Consider the following 16,015-nt stretch of genomic DNA (forward strand, 5'->3'; position numbering starts at 1 on the left):
TGCGGGTGGTGCGTGACGAAGCTGCGCGTCGTCGACGGGCTCGGCTGGTTCCTGAGGGGGCCGAGCGTCGTCGGCGGGCGCCGCTGGTTCGTGAGGGGGCCGGGTGCCGTTGGTCGGCGAGGCTGGTTCGTGAGCGGGCCGGGTGCCGTTGGTCGGCGAGGCTGGTTCGTGAGGGGGCTGTGTGTTGTCGGCGGGTGTGGGGTGTTGGTCTGTCATCGGGGTGTCGTCCACCGGGTCGTCCTCATGATGCCGTCATCCAACGATCCCGCAACGCCGCCAGCACCGCGATCGACACCGTCAGCAGCACCAGGCTGAGCGCGATCGCCGCGTCGGGGTCGTTCTGGAGGGCGAGGTAGACGGCGAGCGGCATGGTCTGGGTGCGGCCGGGGAAGTTGCCGGCGAAGGTGATCGTCGCGCCGAACTCGCCGAGTGCGCGGGCCCAGGCCAGGACCGCGCCGGCCGCGATGCCGGGGGCGATGAGGGGGAGCGTGACCCGGCGGAACGCCGTGAAGCGGGAGGCGCCCAGGGTGGTGGCCGCCTCCTCGTAGCGGGGGTCGGCGGCGCGGAGCGTGCCCTCGACGCTGATCACCAGGAACGGCATGGCCACGAAGGACTCGGCGACCACCACACCCGCGGTGGTGAAGGGGAGGGTGATGCCGAACCAGGAGTCCAGCCACTGGCCCACCACCCCGTTGCGGCCGAGGGCGAGCAGCAGGGCCACACCGCCGACCACCGGGGGGAGGACGAGGGGGAGGGTGACCAGTGCGCGGACGAATCCCCGGCCGGGGAACTCCGTGCGGGCCAGCAGCCAGGCCAGCGGCACGCCGAGGACCAGGCTCACGGCCGTCGCCGCCGTCGCGCAGACCAGGGAGAGCTGGAGGGCCTGCCAGACCTCCGTGCTGGTGAGCAGGGAGGGGAGGCTGCGCCAGGGGGCCCGCACCAGCAGGGCGACCAGCGGCAGGAGCAGGAAGACCAGGGCTACCGCTCCGGGGAGGAGGAGCGGTAGCGGTACGGCCGACCGAACGCGCCGGCGCCGCGGACCGCCCGTGAGGGTGCCGGCCGCGGCGCCGGACTCGTCGGCCTTCGTCACGGCTTGAGGAACCCGGCGTCGTTCAGTACCTGCTGGCCCTCGGCGGACTGCACCAGGGCGATGAACGCCTTGGCCACCGCCGGGTTCGGGGCGTTCTTGAGGAGGGCGATCGGGTAGTCGTTGATCGCGCCGGAGGACTCGGGGAACTCCACGCCCTCGACCTTGCTGCCGGCGGCCTTCACGTCGGTCTGGTAGACGACGGCCGCGTCGGCCTCCTTCAGGACCACCTTGTTGAGGGCGGACTTCACGTCCTCCTCGTAGGAGACCGGGGTGAGCTTGAGCTTGCTGGCGTCCAGGGCCTTCTGCGCGGCGGCACCGCACGGCACCGTCCTGTCGCAGAGGACGACCTTGAGCGAGGACTTGGTGAGGTCCTTGAGGGAGGAGATCTTGTCGGGGTTGCCCGGCAGGGTGGCGATCTCCAGCTGGTTGCGGACGAAGGTGGCCGGCGTGGTCGCGGTGTCCTTCTTGTCCGTCACGATCGCCATGGTCTTGGCGCTCGCGGCGGCGAAGACGTCGGCCGGCGCACCGCTGGTGATCTGTGCGGCCAGGGTGTCGCTGCCGCCGAAGCTGAAGTTCACCTTGGTACCGGGGTGGGCCTTCTCGAAGTCGGCCTTGAGCGTCGTGAAGCTCTCCTGCAGCGAGGCCGCGGCGAACACGGTGATCGAGCCCGACAGCTTGGGCGTCGCCGCCGCCGACGTGTCCGACTTCGTCGTCGCCGACGAGTTGTCGTCGGAGGAGGAGCAGGCGCTCAGGGCCAGCAGGGCCGCGACCGAGGCACCGGCCACCTGGAGCGTGCGCCGGGTCCGGCGCACGGAAGGGGTCATCACGAGTGAACTCCTCTGGATCCTATGAACAATCTGTCGCGCCCTGCTGCGACCTGTCTATCAGTCCGCGTGGCGATGATACTGCCGCAATTGCCAGGCGTAAGTCTTCTGTCACATCGCATGAGCTGCATACTTTCGGACCGGGGCTGGCATGTGCGTTTGTACGGTGACCTGTCGCGGGTACCGTCATCCGGGAGGTGGCCGCACATGACGCTCGCCGAACTCGTCCTCACCGGAGACCTCGCACGGCCGGCCCGGCTGACCGTGCCCGACCTCCTGCGCCGGCCCCAGCACCGGGTTCGCGTCAGCTTCGAGTGCGCCACCAGCGGCATCCGGCACCACGCCTTCACCGGACCGCGGCTGTACGACGTCCTCACCGCCGCCGGACCCGGATTCGACCCCGGCCGGCGCAAGGACAGGCTGCGCTTCCTCATCGCCGTCTCCGGCGCCGACGGGCACCACGCGCTGCTCTCCTGGGCGGAGATCGACCCCGATTTCGGCCAGGCGCCCGTTCTGCTCGGTGTCACCATCGACGACACCCCGCTGGACCGGGCCGGTCCCCAACTGGTGCTGCCGCAGGACCGCTGCGGGGCCCGGCACATCAGTGGCATCAGGGAGATCCGGGTGGACGGGGGCTACGGCGGCTGGCATCCAGTGCCCGCCACACCCGGTCGCGCGTCAGCGGCAGCTCCGTGAACCGGACGCCCGTCGCGTCGCGCAGCGCGTTGGCCAGGGCGGGGGCGACCGGGTTGAACGGGCTCTCGCTCATCGACTTGGCGCCCAGCGGACCGATGGTGTCGGCGGTCTCCATGAAGTGCACCTCGGTGCGCGGGATGTCGGCGTACTGCGGCAGCCGGTAGCGGCGGAACGCGGCCGTCTCCACCTGGCCGCGCGCGTCCAGCCGTACGTTCTCGAAAAGAGTCGCGCCGAGCGCCTGGGCCACCCCGCCCTCCACCTGACCGCGGCACTGCATCGGGTTCATCACCTTGCCCGCGTCGGCGGCGTGCACGCTGCGCAGGATGCGGATCTCCCCGGTGCCGGGGTCCACCCCCACCCTGAACCACTGCGCGTTGAAGGCCACCGAGCGCGGGGTGCCGCCGAAGTGGCCGTCGGCGGCGCACTCGACGCCGACCGCGCGGGCGGCCGCGTACAGCTCCTTGAGCGGCAGCCGCCCGCCGGGGTGCAGGACGGCCTCCTCCGCCAGCCGGCACTCGGCGCGCGCCACGCGCAGGTGGGCGGCGGCGAAGTCGAGGAGCAGGTCTGCGAGGGCACGGGAGGCGCGCAGGGTGGCCTTGCCGGCGACCACGGTGCCGGTGGAGGCGAAGGCGCCGGTGTCGTGCCGTACGACGTCCGTGTCGGACTGACGGACGGTGATCCGGTCGACGGTGGTGGCGAGTTCACCGGCCGCGATCTGGCGGTGGACGGTGGTGGTGCCGTTGCCGAACTCGGCCGTGCCGACGGCGAGGTCGAAGCTTCCGTCGGGCAGCAGGGCGGCCCTGGCGTCGGCGATGTGGCCGCCCGGCGGGCCCGTCGCGATCATCGCCAGCGCCGCGCCCTCGCCGACCAGCCAGCCCTCGGGGGCCGCGGCGGCGGGTTCCGCCCGGGCCCGGCGCACGATGGAGACGCACTGGTCGAAGCCGTAGCTCGCGATGTGCAGGTCCTCCTCGTGGCCGCCGGGGGTGAGCATCGAGTCACCCGGGCCGATGATGTTGCGGGCCTTGAAGTCGACGGGGTCCAGGCCGAGTTGCCGGGCCAGTTCGTCCAGGGCCGACTCGACCGCGAACAGCACCTGGCCCAGGCCGTAACCGCGGAAGGCGCCGGCCGGGACGGTGTGGGTGTAGACCGAGTAGGCGTCGACCTTCTTGTGCGGAGCCCGGTACATCGCCATCGACTCGCCCACGCTGTGGAACATCACGGCCGGGCCGTGGTTGCCGTACGCGCCGGTGTTGGAGACCACCCGGAACTGCAGTGCGGTCAGCGTGCCGTCGTGGCGGGCGCCCGCCTTCACGTGCACGGTGAACGGGTGCCGGGTGGTGGCGCCGTAGAACTGCTCGGCGCGGGTGTACTCCAGCTTCACCGGGCGGCGCAGCCGCAGCACGGCCAGGGCCACGATGTCCTCGACCAGCATCTCCTGCTTGCCGCCGAAGCCGCCGCCGACCCGGCCCGCGACCACCCGGACCTGTTCCGGCGGCAGGTCGAAGAGGGCGCACAGGGCGCGGCGGGTGAGGAACGGGGTCTGCGAGCTGGTGCGGACGGTGAGACGGCCGTCCTCGTCGAGCCAGGCGACCGCGCCGTGCGTCTCCAGGCTGGCGTGCTGCACCCGCTGGGTGCGGTAGGTCGCCTCGTGGACGGCGTCGGCCTCGGCGAACCCGGCCTCGACGTCACCGATCTCGCCGTGCGCCTCGCCGACGACGTTGGCGTGCGGGCGGGAGATGCGGGCGGTGGCGGGGTCCTTGTCGTGGACGACGGGGGCGCCGGGGAGCATGGCCTCCTCGGGGTCCAGGACCGCTGGTGCAATGTCATACACCACCGAGATCCGCCGGCAGCCCTCCTCCGCCGCCGCCTCGCTCTCCGCGACCACCGCCGCGACCCGCTGGCCGATGTAGCGGACGGTGTCGTCGAGGAGGCGGGTGTCGGCCGGGTCCTCCTCGGGGTGCTCGTGGCGGGCGGTCGAGTACTGCCGTTCCGGGGCGTCGTGGTGGGTCAGGACGGCGTGCACGCCCGGTACCCGCAGCGCGGCCGAGGTGTCGATCGAGGCGATCCGGGCGTGGGCGTGCGGGGAGCGCAGCAGCTTCATGTGGAGCAGGCCGGGCACGTCGACGTCGAAGGTGTAGCGGGCGGTGCCGGTGACGACCTGCGGTCCGGCGGGGGCCGGCAGGTTGCGGCCGACGGACTCGCCGGCGGACGGCTCCTCGACGTGCTTCACCCCGCGCACCGCGTCCTCGATGGCCCGGTAGCCGGTGCAGCGGCACAGGTTGCCCTTGAACGCCCGGGGGAGATCGGTGAGTTGCTCGTCGGTGAGGGCGGCCGTGGTCATCAGGAAGCCGGCCGTGCAGAAGCCGCACTGGAAGCCCTGGGCGTCCAGGAACCTCCGCTGCACGGGGTGGAGTTCGCCGTCGGGGGAGGCGAGCCCCTCGACGGTGGTGACCGTGCGGCCGTCGGCGCGGAAGGCCGGGTAGAGGCAGCTGTGCACCGGTTCGCCGTCCACGTGGACCGTGCAGGCTCCGCAGTCGCCCGCGTCGCAGCCCTTCTTCACCCCGAACCAGCCGTGCTCGCGGAGATAGGTGCGCAGGCACTGGCCGGGCCGCGGTTCGTCGTCCTGTGACCGGCCGTTGACCTCGATCTTCATCGCTCTCCCAGCTCGCGGCGGATCTGCTCGGCGAGGTGATATGTCATATGGCACCGCCACTCCGGCAGGCCGTGGATGTCGTCGAACCACTCCCCGTCCCCGACCCCCGCCCCGACCCCCGCCCGCAGCGCCTCCGCCGAAGGCACCAGCGGGAACCACCGCCGCACCGGTCGCACGGTCGACGCGGTGACCGTCAGCGCGAACGAGCCGTCGACGGGGTCCAGGGTGCCGATCACCAGGACACCGGAGCGGCCCAGGCCGTAGAGGGAGGCCTGGCGGAAGGCGGTACGGCGGTCGAGTGCGCGGGCCGGGACGGTGACCGAGCGCAGCAGCTCGCCCTCGGCCAGGTCCCTGCGGCCCGCTCCGGTCACGAACTCGGCGACCGGGACCCGCCGCCGTGCGCCGTCCTGGGCGATCAGCAGGCACTCCCCGTCGAGGGCGGCCGTCAGGGAGATCATCGGGCCGGCCGGGAGGGCGTTGCAGAGGTTGCCGCCGACCGTGGCCATGTTCCAGATCTTGAAGGAGGCGAGGAAGGCCCGGCAGCACTGCTCGACGAGGGGAGCGGCCGCCGTGGGCAGGGTCCGCGCGTACCGGGAGAGCTGGGCGACGGTGCAGGTGGCGGCGATCTCCAGGGCGCCGTCGGCGGTGCGGTGCACGGGGGTCCAGCCGGTGCGGCTCAGGTCGACCAGGCGGCGCAGGTGCGGCTGGGGCTCGGAGAAGAGGTACGTCCCGCCGCCGAGCCAGGCGTCGCCGGGCCGCCAGGGGGCCGGGTCCCGGGCGTCGCGGATCTCCACCACCGTGTTCAGGTCCATGCCGGTCAGTGAAGCAACGCGCGCGTGCCCCGCACGACTGGTGCGGGGCACGGAAAAACCGAGCCGGGCAGGGCCGGTCCTGGATGATTCACCAAGGAACGTTCCGTGCGGAAAGACTTGCATTTACGATGCTGTAACTCGCACTCACCTGGTGAATGCGAGGCTGGCACGAGGAGTCTGAGTACATGCACGTGGAACACCTCCTGACGGACCGCACCCTCGGGCTGCGTCCCCTGTGGGCGCAGGACGCCCTGCTGGCCCGGGAGATCAGCGGGGTGACGGTCACCGACCTGGAGGACCCGGCCCGCTTCGTGCGGCCCGGGGAGGTGGTGCTCAGCGGGCTGGTGTGGTGGGCGCCGGGGAAGGCGGAGCGGTTCGTGTCGGCCCTCAAGGCGGCCGGGGCCGCGGCACTGTTCGCCGGGGAGGAGACCCACGGGGGCGTGCCCGGGGAGCTGGTGGAGGCCTGCGTCCGGCACGGCGTCCCGGTCGCCGGGGTGCCGGCGCACATCATGTTCCGGGCGATCACGGACACCGTGTACCTGGGGCAGTGGGGCGAGCTGAGCCGCCGGCAGGCGCTGCCGGAGAACGCCCGGGTCCGGCTGAGCAGACTGCTCGCCCAGGAGGCCGGGCCCGCGGACCTGCTCGCGGCGGCCTTCGCGCATCTCGACCGGACCGTCGCCCACGTCTTCACACCGTCGGGCCGGACCGTCGCGGCCACCGCCGCCGCACCGGGCGTGCCGGCCCGGGAGGCCGCGAAACTGGTCGCCGACGGGCCCGGGATGACGGTGTCCGTCGCCGCCGAGAGCGTCTCGCCGTACGAGCGCTGGCTGCTGTACCTGCCCGACCCGGACAGTGCGCCGGCCGGGATGCTGCACGAGGTGGCGGCCGCGCTGGGCCGCTGCCAGGAGACGGCCGTCCGGCACCGGTCGGCCGAGCGGCAGGCGGCCGACGAACTGGGCGCGCTGCTGTCCGGGGCCGGGGCCGCGGCGGCCGAGGGGGCGCTGCAGGCCGCGGTGCGGGAGTGCGGGCTGCCCGCCGACGGGCCCTACCGGGTGGTCGTAGCGGACACCGGGGCCCGGCGGCCGGGGCTCGCCGAGGGTGCGCTGGCGGAGGTCGCCGGGCATGTCGCGGCGCACGCTGCGGTGGGCCGGCTGCCGGACGGGGGCGCCTTCGCGGTGCTGCCCGCCACCCAGGACCCGCCGGCCGAGGCCTGGTCGCTGGTCGCCGGCTGCGATCTCGGCGTCCCGCTGCACGGCGGGACCGGGGTGGCGACGGCCGGGCCCGCCGGGCTGGCCGGTGCGCTGGCACAGGCCAGGTACGCGCTCACCTCCGCCCGTACCACCGCGCCGGACGCCTCCGCCCTCACCGACGCCGGCGCGCTCACCGGTCTCGACGCGCTGCTCACCGGGGTGCCCGCCGACGTCCGCGCGGCCTACAGCCGTACGGTGCTCGGCCCTCTGCTGACCGGCGGACGCGCCGCTTCCGCCGTGCTGCTGAGCACCCTGGAGACCTTCCTGGCCTGCGACGGCTCGTGGGCGCGCACGGCTGAGGCGCTGCACCTGCACGTCAACACCGTGCACTACCGGATGCAGCGGGTGGAGCACTTCACCGGCCGGGACCTGTCCCGGCTGAGCGACCGGCTGGACCTGTGGGCCGCCCTGCTGTGCAGGTGACCCGTCAGACGCGGTCGATGTGCACGTTGGTGGACTTCACCCGGGCGGTGGCCTCCATGCCGACCTCCAGGCCGAGTTCCTCGACCGCCTCCCGGGTCAGCAGGGAGACCAGCCGGTGCGGGCCGGCCTGGATCTCGACCTGGGCGGCGACGTCGCCGAGCTTGATCGCGGTGACGATGCCGGGGAAGGCGTTGCGGACCGAGGTGTAGGAGGCGTCCTCCTCGGCGGTGCCGGCCTTGGCCAGTTCGACGGAGAACGCGGCGAGGTCCGTGCCGTCGATGAGCCGCCGGCCGCCCTCGTCGCGGTGGGTGGCCATCCGGCCCGCGTCGGCCCAGCGGCGGGCGGTGTCCGGGCTGACGCCGAGCAGCCGTGCCGCCTGGCCGATCGTGTAGGAGGGCATGGGCTCACCATAGGGCCAGGTGGCGGGGTGCGAGGACGTGGGGTCGCCGGTCAGCTGAGGCCGGACGCCTCCAGAACCGCGCGGGCGTTCGTGTCGTCGATCTCGTGGCCGAGGCGGGCCAGTACCTCGGTGCCGCGGCGCAGCGTGCCCCGCTCCAGGGAGCGGCGGACGCCGGTGTCCAGTTCGTGCCAGAGCAGGGGGTTGGCATGCAGGACGCCCGGGTCGAGCTCCAGCCGGTTGCCCCGGGTGTCGCGCAGGACCAGATGCGCGGCGACGTCCCCGTACTGGCCGACGTAGACGAGGGAGTCGGTGCGGACGGTACGGCGGCGCAGCGGGCCGCGGACGGCCAGCCAGCCGGGGCCCGCCGTGACGCGGGCGGGCAGCAGCATGACGAGGATCGCGGTCGACAGGGTGACCCAGAGCAGGGCGCGGGCCGGGGTGAGGGTGCCGGCGTCCCAGTCCACGGCGAACGTCAGTCCGCCGAAGCCGAGGGCGGATCCCACGGCGAGGCGTGCGCTTCCGCGCCAGGTACGGTCACCGGCGGCCCGGCCTCCGGGTCTTCTGTCCTCCATGAGGCCGACGGTAGGCGGCGGCGAAGGCTCGGGAACGACCGCTGACAGGGTTCTTATGCGGACCGAGCGGTTATTGACGGGATTCTTACGCCCCGTGTCCGTCGCGTCGTGTCCCGCCTGCGGCCTGCGGCCTGCGGCCCTCAGCCCGTGTGGACGCGCGGCCGCCGGTCGCGGTCCGGCTCCGCCTCGCGCAGCACCTCCCGGGTGACCGGGGCGACCTCGCCCTGGCCGAAGAGGAAGAAGCGCAGGAAGTTGGCGAACGGGCTGCCCTCGGTCCACTCGAAGTAGATGTGCGGGATGCAGCGGGTCTCGTCCCGGACGTGCAGCAGCAGCGCGGCCAGGGCGTTGGGGATGGAGGCGGACTCCAGGGTCAGCACCCGGTAGCGGTTGTGCAGGACCTCGCCGCGGACGGTCAGGCCCGCCTCGAACTCGGAGGGGTCGGTGACCGTGACCTCGACGAAGACGAAGTCCTCCTGCTCGGGCATGTCGTTGTCGGCCCGGATCTGCTCGATCTTGTCGCGGTACTCGGCCTTGTCGCGCCGGTCCGGCTCATTGGCGATGAACCGCATCTTGCGACTGGCCATATCGCGGATGAATCGTTCCGCCATGTCGTCGAGGGTCACGCTGGTCACGCGCAGCTCGAAGGCGCGGGCGAGGCGGGAGAGCAGCGAGACGAGGATGATGCCGACGATGAAGCAGGCACCGATCTTCACACCGTCGGGGCGCTCGATGACGTTCACGACGGTCGTGTAGAGGAAGACCGCCGAGATGACCCCGAAGCCGATCGTCCACTTGCGCTGCCCGGCCTTGCGGGCGGCGATGGTCACCGCGACCGCCGCGGAGCTGATCAGCACCAGCACGCCGGTGGCGTAGGCGCCGCCCTGCGCGTCGACGTCGGCGTCGAAGATCCAGGTCACCAGGAAGGCGATCAGCGTGAAGACGATGACCATCGGGCGCACCGCACGGGCCCAGTGCGGGGCCATGCCGTAGCGGGGCAGGTAGCGGGGCATGAGGTTGAGCAGACCGGCCATCGCGGAGGCGCCGGCGAACCACAGGATGGCGATGGTCGAGACGTCGTAGACCGTGCCGAAGACGTTGCCGAGGTACTCGTGGGCCAGGTAGGCGAGCGCACGGCCGTTGGCGCTGCCGCCCGACTTGAACTCGTTCTCCGGGATCAGCAGCGTGGTGATGAAGCTGGTCGCGATGAGGAAGCAGCTCATGATCAGGGCGGCTGTGGTGAGCAGCTTCTTGGTGTCCCGGATCCGCCCGGTGGGCTGCTGCTCGGTGTCGCCCGGCTCGCCCTTGACGTGCGGCATGACGGCGACGCCGGTCTCGAAGCCGGACAGGCCGAGGGCGAGTTTCGGGAAGACGATCAGGGCGACGCCGATCATCACGAAGACGTTGCCGTGTTCCTGGGTGAGGGCGCTGGTCCAGTCGGTGATGACGTGCTCGGCGGTGATGACGTGATAGACGCCGACGATCACGACGACGACGTTCAGTGCGAGGTAGATGCCGACCAGGGCGACCGCGACACCGATCGCCTCCAGGAAGCCCTTGAGGAAGACCGCGCCGAGCAGGGCCACCAGGAACAGGGTGATGACCATCTGCTTGCCCTGCAGGAAGTCGGTCAGGTGCGGGTTCTCCACCAGGTGGGTCGAGGCGTCCGCGGCCGACAGGGTGATGGTGATCAGGAAGTCGGTGGCGGCGAAGCCGAGCAGGGTCAGCACGAAGAGCTTGCCCTGCCAGAAGGAGAGCAGCCGCTCCAGCATCGCGATGGAGCCCTCGCCGTGCGGGCTCTCCTCGGCGACGCGGCGGTAGACCGGCAGCGCGCCGGCCAGGGTGACGATGACGAGCACGATGGTCGCGATCGGCGACAGCAGGCCGGCCGCCAGGGCGGCGATGCCCGGCTGGTAGCCGAGGGTGGAGAAGTAGTCGACACCGGTCAGGCACATCACCCGCCACCAGCGCTGGCCCTGGTGCGCGGGTTCGGGCTGTGCGTGGGGGCCGGTGTGGCCGCCGCCCTTGCCCATGTCGGACAGCCCCTCCAGCATCCAGGCGCGCAGGCGACTGGGAGGGGGGTGTTCGGTCGTGGCCATGGGGTCGGCTCCTGGTGTCCGGCGCGGAGAGGTGCGGCGCAGTTCGATTCCGGCCATCACGCAGACGGCGGCACCAGCGTATGCAGAGAGTGACGCGTGGGCCCACGGATCGGAGGGAGCTGGGCGTCAAGCTTGCGTTAAGAATCGCCTGGCAGGAGGTGGCGGAGCATCAAGAAAAGGTGGCTCGGAGGCCGGAAGGAAGCGTTGGGCTGTACGGGGGACAGCGGGTGGGTGCCGGACTCCGGACACCGAGCGTTATGCCGTCCGGAATCCTGTGCGACGTGCGGCCTGCTCCGTCCGCGGCGCCGCGCAGGACGACGTGACCGGCGCGGGACGCGGCGATCGAGCCGGCCGCACCGCGCGGTCGGCCCACCGGCGGCCGATTCCGGTGGCCGGGACTCCGGCTTGTCCGGCGTTGCCGGGTGACGGGGCAGAGCTCGGGGAACGGCGACGGGGGCAGCGGCCTCAGCGCCGCTGCCCCCGTCGCCGTACCGCCGGAGGCGTCAGCCCTGGCCGGCCTTGGTGCCGTGGTTGGACTTCTTCCTGCGGCGGGCCTTCTTCTTGCGCGCTCGCTTGGACATGTGGGTCAACTCCGATGCACTGGGATGGCTTTCAGGCGGTGCGGCCGACCAGCACCTCGGCCAGCCTGTTCAGGCGCCTGACGGTGCGGTCCTCCGTCGCCGCCGGAGCGGGTTCGACGCGGGCGTCGCGGTCGTAGTAGGCCCCGTTGACGATCTCCACGGCCGGGTCGCAGAGCCGGACCACGTGTGCGGCTCCCTCGGCGGCCGGGGCGCCCTCGTGGGCGTAGAGCGGCAGCAGCGCGGTCTCGCACGCGCCGGGGTGCACGGAGACGGCGGTGACGCGCGGGTCGGCCGCGAACACGGTGAGGGCCAGCTGGGACTGGGCGTACGCGGCGAGCCGGGAGTAGCTGCGCGAGCGGTTGGGGTCGGACCACTGGATGGAGGCCGTGCGGTGCAGGGCCGAGGAGACGTTGACGACCCGGCCGCCGGGGGCGCTGGTGAGGGCCGGTTCCAGCAGGCAGGTGAGCAGGTAGTGGGCGAGGAAGTTGACCTGGAAGGCGATCTCGTTGCCGTCGGCGGTCACCGTGTGCCGCTCGGGCGCGGCGATGCCCGCGTTGTTGACGAGGACGTCCAGGTGCGGGTGCTCGGTGACCACCTTGTGCGCGAGGCTCTCGACCTCGTCGAGACGGGTGAAATCGGCCGCATACGTGCACAGTTGGCCAGCGTCGATCCCGGCGGTGGCGACGAGCCGGTCGGCGGCGGCGCGGGCCTCCTCGGCGGTGCGGCCGTGCAGCAGCACGGTGGCGCCCCGCTCGGCGAGCAGCCGGGCGGTCTCCAGGCCGATGCCGGAGGTGGCTCCGGTGACCAGGACGGTACGGGATGAAAGGGGGGACTCGGGCATGATCCCATCCGGGGTGCGGGCACGCGCCACGGCCCCGGAGGGGGGCGGCGGCGGGCGTGCGGGGTGAAAGACGGAAAGCGGGCGCCGGACCGGGTCAGGTCCCCTGGCGAGAGGGCGAGGGCCGGCGCCCGTGGGGCACGGAGGCCGCGTCAGCGGAACGCGACGGCTTCCGGGCAGCGCGGCACACGACGGAGCGGCCGAGCAGGACTCGGCGGCCGGTCGAAGAGGAGCCAGGCGCTGTTCACAGGCTCCATGGAAGCCGTCCCGCAGACCCCGGACAAGCCGAAGTGCCGTTCTCTGACGGGGTCCTGACGTTCGTGTACGGGTCCTTGGCGGGACCGTTCGGCCGAACCGGTGAGGCTCGGTCGGGGCCGGAACGGGCACCCCGGCCGCCGCACGGTCCGCAGCGGAGCCGTGGCCCGGGGCCGCTGACGCCCGCGGCCCGTCAAGGTCCCGTCAAACCGGCCTGAAGAGGCGTCAGGAGCCCATCAAGACCGACCGGTCGTGGCCGGATCCGGTCACAGACTGATCGGCGCGGGGGACGGGCGACCGTCCGTGGCGGGTACCTGGGAGGGGACCGTGACCATCACGGCCGGCACAGCACACAGACCTCCGGCGGAGGCTGTCGAAGAGCCGCGGCAAGTCACGGTCGTCCCGCCGCCCGTACCGACCCCGGGGTCCGCCGGACGCCCGGGGAAGCGGATCGTGGCCGCGCGGGCCGCTCTGCGCCGCCGTCTCCGGTCGACCGTACCGGCCCGGCTGCGCCTTCTGCGCGCGGCCACGGTCCTGCTTGCCCTCGCCCTGGGCGCTTTGCTGCTCGCCGCCGGCCTTGCCGCGAACGGCACCTGGGACGACGTGGCCGACCGCGACGCCCCGCGCACCACCAGTGCGGCCGGCCTCGAACTGGCCCTCAACGACATGGACGCGCAGGCCGCCAACATCCTGCTGTCCAGCGGGAACGGCGGACAGGGCGAACTGGAGACCCCGCACACCAAGGCGGTGAGCATGTACGGCGACGCCCGCCGCGAGATCGGCCACGACCTGCGCACCCTCGCGGCCGCCGCCCAGGGGGACCGCGCCGACGAGAAGACCGTGGAGTCGATCACCGACGACTTCGCCGAGTACCAGGAGCTCATCGGCCGGGCCCTGGAGAACGACCGCCACACCGGCGGCAGACCGGACGCGCTCACCGACTACCGCGGCGCCACCGACCTGCTGCGCGACAGCCTCCTGCCGGACGCCCGCAAGCTGGTCTCCTCCAACGACGGTGCCTTCGACTCCCGCTACACGGCGGCCCGCTCGGCGCTCTCCGCCCAGCTTGCCGCCGTGGCCGTCCTCGGCCTGCTGCTCCTCGCCGTCCTCGGTGTCCTGCAGTGGTACCTGGCCCGCAGCTTCCGCCGCATCCTCAACCCCGGCATCCTGGCCGCGACCGTGTGCACCCTGATCGCCGTCACGCTCGGCACCCAGCTCCTCTCGGCCTCCGCGGCACACCTGGAGGTGGCCCGGCGCGACGCCTTCGACTCCGTCGTCGCCCTCTCCCGCGCCCGCGCCATCGCCTACGACGCCAACGCCGACGAGAGCCGCTACCTCCTCGACCCGCAGCGCCGCACCCGCTACGCCGACTCCTTCCTCGCCAAGTCCCAGCAGCTGTACGGCATCCGGGGCGCAACCCTGTCCGGCTACGACGCCGGCCTCGCGGCCACCTGGCGGGCCTACCGCACCGACCCCGCCCACCCACGCTTCACCGGCGAGTTCCGGCGCGAGCTGGACAACATCACCTTCCCGGGGGAGCGTGCCGCGGCCGAGAGGACGGTCGACGCGTACGCCGTCTACCAGCGCGACGACCGGAAGATCCGCGCGCTGCTCGCGGCCGGGCGGGAACAGGAGGCGGTGGAGTTCTGCATGGGGTGGGAGCCGGGCACGTCGAACGCGCACTTCGGCACGTGGATGGCGGCGCTGGACAAGGTGACGGACATCAACCGCGCCCACTTCGACGAGTCGGTGACCGCAGGGCGCGGCGAGCTGACCGGCCGGCTCCCCTGGGCCTGTGGGCTGCTGCTCCTGGCCGTGGGGCTGACGGGGCTGGGGCTGCGGCCCCGGCTGGCCGAGTTCCGCTGACCGGGCGCTACGCGTCCGCCAGCCGCGCCTCCTCCAGGTCCAGGGACCGCTGGAGCCGCCTGCGGGTCGTGTCGCTGATCGTGTGCTCGTCGTACAGCCGCCGCAGCTCCGCCGTCTCCACCGCTATCAGGTCGCGGCGCAGCTGCCGGTAGACCAGGTCGGCCGACTCGGCGGTGCTGTCGGTGAGGCGGTCGCGGGCGTCGTCGAGGCGGGCGTTGAGGCCGCGCCGGAGCCGGTCGAGGACCACGTCCGGTACGGCCTCCAGCTCGGACAGCTCCTCCAGGCGCCGGATGCCCGCGTCGGCCAGCCGGCAGCGGGCGGCGGCCTCCTCGCGCTCGGTGTGGTCCGGTTCCAGGGCGATCCCCGAGCGGCGCACCACCGAGGCCAGCGAGAAGCCCTGCACGACCAGGGTGACCACGACCACCGAGGTGGTGAGGACGAGGACCAGCGGCCGCTCCGTCAGCGCCGAGCCGTCCTTCGCCACCTCCGGGATCGACAGCGCGGCCGCCAGCGGCACCACGCCCCGGGTGCCGGCCCAGGTCAGCACCACCGGCACCCGCCAGTTCGGCCGCTGTATGCCCCCCTTGCGCTGCACGACCGCCGACAGCGGCGCCAGCCACAGCAGCCGCACCGCGATCAGCGTGCCGGCCACCGCCAGCGCGTACAGCGGCCAGGCCCGGTCACCGTCGGACAGCGCCCGCACCTGGGCGGGCAGCGCGAGCCCTATCAGGCTGAAGACCACGCTCTCCAGCAGGAAGACCACCGTGCCGTAGACGGCGTGCAGCTGGAGCCTTATGCGGGCGTTGGTGAGCCGGTCGCCGCGGCCGCCCAGGACCACGCCCGCCACCACCACCGAGGTGACGCCCGAGGTGTGGGCCGCCTCCGCGAGGACGTACGCCGCGTACGGCGTGACCAGGGAGATCACCGTCTCCAGGACCGGGTCCTCGGTGCGCCGCCTGATCACCGCGACGACCCCGGCGACCAGCGCGCCGATCAGCGTGCCGCCGCCCGCGAGCAGCAGGAACTCGCCGCCCGCCGCCCCCCAGTCCGCCGCCGCCGAGGCCACCGCGACGCTCACCGCGACCCGGTAGAGGACCAGGGAGGTCGCGTCGTTGAAGAGGCTCTCGGCCTGGACCAGCATCTGCACCTTCGGCGGCAGGGCGAGCCGGCGGCCGAGCGCGGTCACCGCGACCGGGTCGGTGCTGGCCAGGATCGCGCCCAGCACCAGCGCCATCTGCCAGGACAGCGGGGTGACCATCGAGGCGACCGCGCCGACGGCCGCGGCCGAGGCAAGCACCAGGCCGACCGCGAGCACGCTGACCGGCTTCCACACCGCCCGCAGCTCGCGCCAGGAGAGGTCTTCCGCGCTGGCGTAGAGCAGCGGCGGGAGGACGACGAGGCCGATGACCTCCGGGCTGATCTGGATCGTCGGGGTGCCCGGCAGCAGGGCCACCGCGAGGCCCGCGACGACGAGGAGGGAGGGGGCGGGAATCCGCCATCGGCGGGCGAAGGTCGCCACCACCGTGGCCAGAACCACGAGTGCCAGAACCGTACCCACGCTGCGCATGCCGTCCCCCTGGGGCCCCTAGCGGAAGCCACTGTGACTCCCGGCCGACCAGACTTCCCGGCACACCGCCTTCACCCTATCCGGCCAAGGGC

General features: G+C 72.8%; 12 protein-coding genes. 3 read left to right on the forward strand and 9 right to left on the reverse strand.

All coding sequences use genetic code 11. From position 1 onward, the window contains the following. Positions 1-241 precede the first annotated feature (241 nt). Both modB and modA read right to left on the reverse strand, forming a co-directional pair. A complete protein-coding gene (gene modB, locus ACIQVL_RS38060; protein ID WP_362585172.1) occupies positions 242-1,090 on the reverse strand; it encodes a molybdate ABC transporter permease subunit in 849 nt (282 codons plus the stop codon). Further along, positions 1,087-1,914, reverse strand: a complete 828-nt coding sequence (gene modA / locus ACIQVL_RS38065) for a molybdate ABC transporter substrate-binding protein (RefSeq protein WP_403442737.1) — start codon at positions 1,912-1,914, stop codon at positions 1,087-1,089. The genes modB and modA overlap by 4 nt, the downstream gene beginning before the upstream one ends. Positions 1,915-2,121: 207 nt before the next feature. On the opposite strand from modA, the gene ACIQVL_RS38070 reads away from it, so the two are divergent. Then, complete coding sequence (locus ACIQVL_RS38070; RefSeq protein ID WP_403442739.1) at positions 2,122-2,610, forward strand: molybdopterin-dependent oxidoreductase; 489 nt, start codon at positions 2,122-2,124, stop codon at positions 2,608-2,610. Here the strand turns inward: ACIQVL_RS38070 and ACIQVL_RS38075 are convergent. Both ACIQVL_RS38075 and ACIQVL_RS38080 read right to left on the reverse strand, forming a co-directional pair. Continuing rightward, on the reverse strand, positions 2,525-5,263 hold the full coding sequence (locus tag ACIQVL_RS38075) for a molybdopterin-dependent oxidoreductase (RefSeq protein WP_403477642.1): 2,739 nt from the start codon (positions 5,261-5,263) through the stop codon (positions 2,525-2,527). The genes ACIQVL_RS38070 and ACIQVL_RS38075 overlap by 86 nt on opposite strands. After that, on the reverse strand, positions 5,260-6,075 hold the full coding sequence (locus tag ACIQVL_RS38080; protein ID WP_403477643.1) for an FAD binding domain-containing protein: 816 nt from the start codon (positions 6,073-6,075) through the stop codon (positions 5,260-5,262). Before ACIQVL_RS38080 ends, ACIQVL_RS38075 begins: the two co-directional genes overlap by 4 nt. A 185-nt stretch (positions 6,076-6,260) precedes the next feature. Between ACIQVL_RS38080 and ACIQVL_RS38085 the strand changes: the two genes are divergently transcribed. Next, on the forward strand, positions 6,261-7,748 hold the full coding sequence (locus ACIQVL_RS38085) for a helix-turn-helix domain-containing protein (RefSeq protein WP_403477644.1): 1,488 nt from the start codon (positions 6,261-6,263) through the stop codon (positions 7,746-7,748). A gap of 4 nt (positions 7,749-7,752) precedes the next feature. Here the strand turns inward: ACIQVL_RS38085 and ACIQVL_RS38090 are convergent, their stop codons facing one another. The 4 genes from ACIQVL_RS38090 to ACIQVL_RS38105 all read right to left on the reverse strand — a co-directional run bounded on the left by ACIQVL_RS38090 (position 7,753) and on the right by ACIQVL_RS38105 (position 12,238). Further along, entirely contained in the window at positions 7,753-8,148 is a 396-nt protein-coding gene (locus ACIQVL_RS38090) for a helix-turn-helix transcriptional regulator (RefSeq protein WP_351494654.1), read from the reverse strand. 50 nt (positions 8,149-8,198) lie between these two features. Beyond that, positions 8,199-8,720 (reverse strand): hypothetical protein, encoded by a 522-nt coding sequence (locus ACIQVL_RS38095; protein ID WP_403442748.1) that lies wholly within the window; start codon positions 8,718-8,720, stop codon positions 8,199-8,201. Positions 8,721-8,860: 140 nt separating this feature from the next. Beyond that, on the reverse strand, positions 8,861-10,816 hold the full coding sequence (locus tag ACIQVL_RS38100; RefSeq protein WP_403477645.1) for an amino acid transporter: 1,956 nt from the start codon (positions 10,814-10,816) through the stop codon (positions 8,861-8,863). Between the two features lie 612 nt (positions 10,817-11,428). Continuing rightward, entirely contained in the window at positions 11,429-12,238 is an 810-nt protein-coding gene (locus ACIQVL_RS38105) for an SDR family NAD(P)-dependent oxidoreductase (protein WP_403477646.1), read from the reverse strand. Between the two features lie 705 nt (positions 12,239-12,943). Between ACIQVL_RS38105 and ACIQVL_RS38110 the strand changes: the two genes are divergently transcribed. Then, positions 12,944-14,356, forward strand: coding sequence for a hypothetical protein (locus ACIQVL_RS38110; protein WP_403477647.1), 1,413 nt, complete (start codon positions 12,944-12,946; stop codon positions 14,354-14,356). Positions 14,357-14,363: 7 nt separating this feature from the next. On the opposite strand, the gene ACIQVL_RS38115 is transcribed toward ACIQVL_RS38110, so the two are convergent. Then, the gene (locus tag ACIQVL_RS38115) at positions 14,364-15,923 is read right to left on the reverse strand and encodes a Na+/H+ antiporter (RefSeq protein WP_403442759.1); all 1,560 of its coding nucleotides are present in this window, start codon (positions 15,921-15,923) and stop codon (positions 14,364-14,366) included. Positions 15,924-16,015: the final 92 nt, after the last annotated feature.

Source organism: Streptomyces sp. NPDC090499, from assembly GCF_044769305.1.
Taxonomy (GTDB): domain Bacteria; phylum Actinomycetota; class Actinomycetes; order Streptomycetales; family Streptomycetaceae; genus Streptomyces.

What these genes read in the sequence shown, in the direction of transcription:
- ACIQVL_RS38085 (WP_403477644.1), top strand. Translation starts at nt 6,261, where the DNA reads ATGCACGTGGAACACCTCCTGACGGACCGCACCCTCGGGCTGCGTCCC.
- modA (WP_403442737.1), bottom strand. Translation starts at nt 1,914, where the DNA reads ATGACCCCTTCCGTGCGCCGGACCCGGCGCACGCTCCAGGTGGCCGGT.
- ACIQVL_RS38090 (WP_351494654.1), bottom strand. Translation starts at nt 8,148, where the DNA reads ATGCCCTCCTACACGATCGGCCAGGCGGCACGGCTGCTCGGCGTCAGC.
- ACIQVL_RS38080 (WP_403477643.1), bottom strand. Translation starts at nt 6,075, where the DNA reads ATGGACCTGAACACGGTGGTGGAGATCCGCGACGCCCGGGACCCGGCC.
- ACIQVL_RS38070 (WP_403442739.1), top strand. Translation starts at nt 2,122, where the DNA reads ATGACGCTCGCCGAACTCGTCCTCACCGGAGACCTCGCACGGCCGGCC.
- ACIQVL_RS38075 (WP_403477642.1), bottom strand. Translation starts at nt 5,263, where the DNA reads ATGAAGATCGAGGTCAACGGCCGGTCACAGGACGACGAACCGCGGCCC.
- ACIQVL_RS38115 (WP_403442759.1), bottom strand. Translation starts at nt 15,923, where the DNA reads ATGCGCAGCGTGGGTACGGTTCTGGCACTCGTGGTTCTGGCCACGGTG.
- ACIQVL_RS38105 (WP_403477646.1), bottom strand. Translation starts at nt 12,238, where the DNA reads ATGCCCGAGTCCCCCCTTTCATCCCGTACCGTCCTGGTCACCGGAGCC.
- ACIQVL_RS38100 (WP_403477645.1), bottom strand. Translation starts at nt 10,816, where the DNA reads ATGGCCACGACCGAACACCCCCCTCCCAGTCGCCTGCGCGCCTGGATG.
- ACIQVL_RS38095 (WP_403442748.1), bottom strand. Translation starts at nt 8,720, where the DNA reads ATGGAGGACAGAAGACCCGGAGGCCGGGCCGCCGGTGACCGTACCTGG.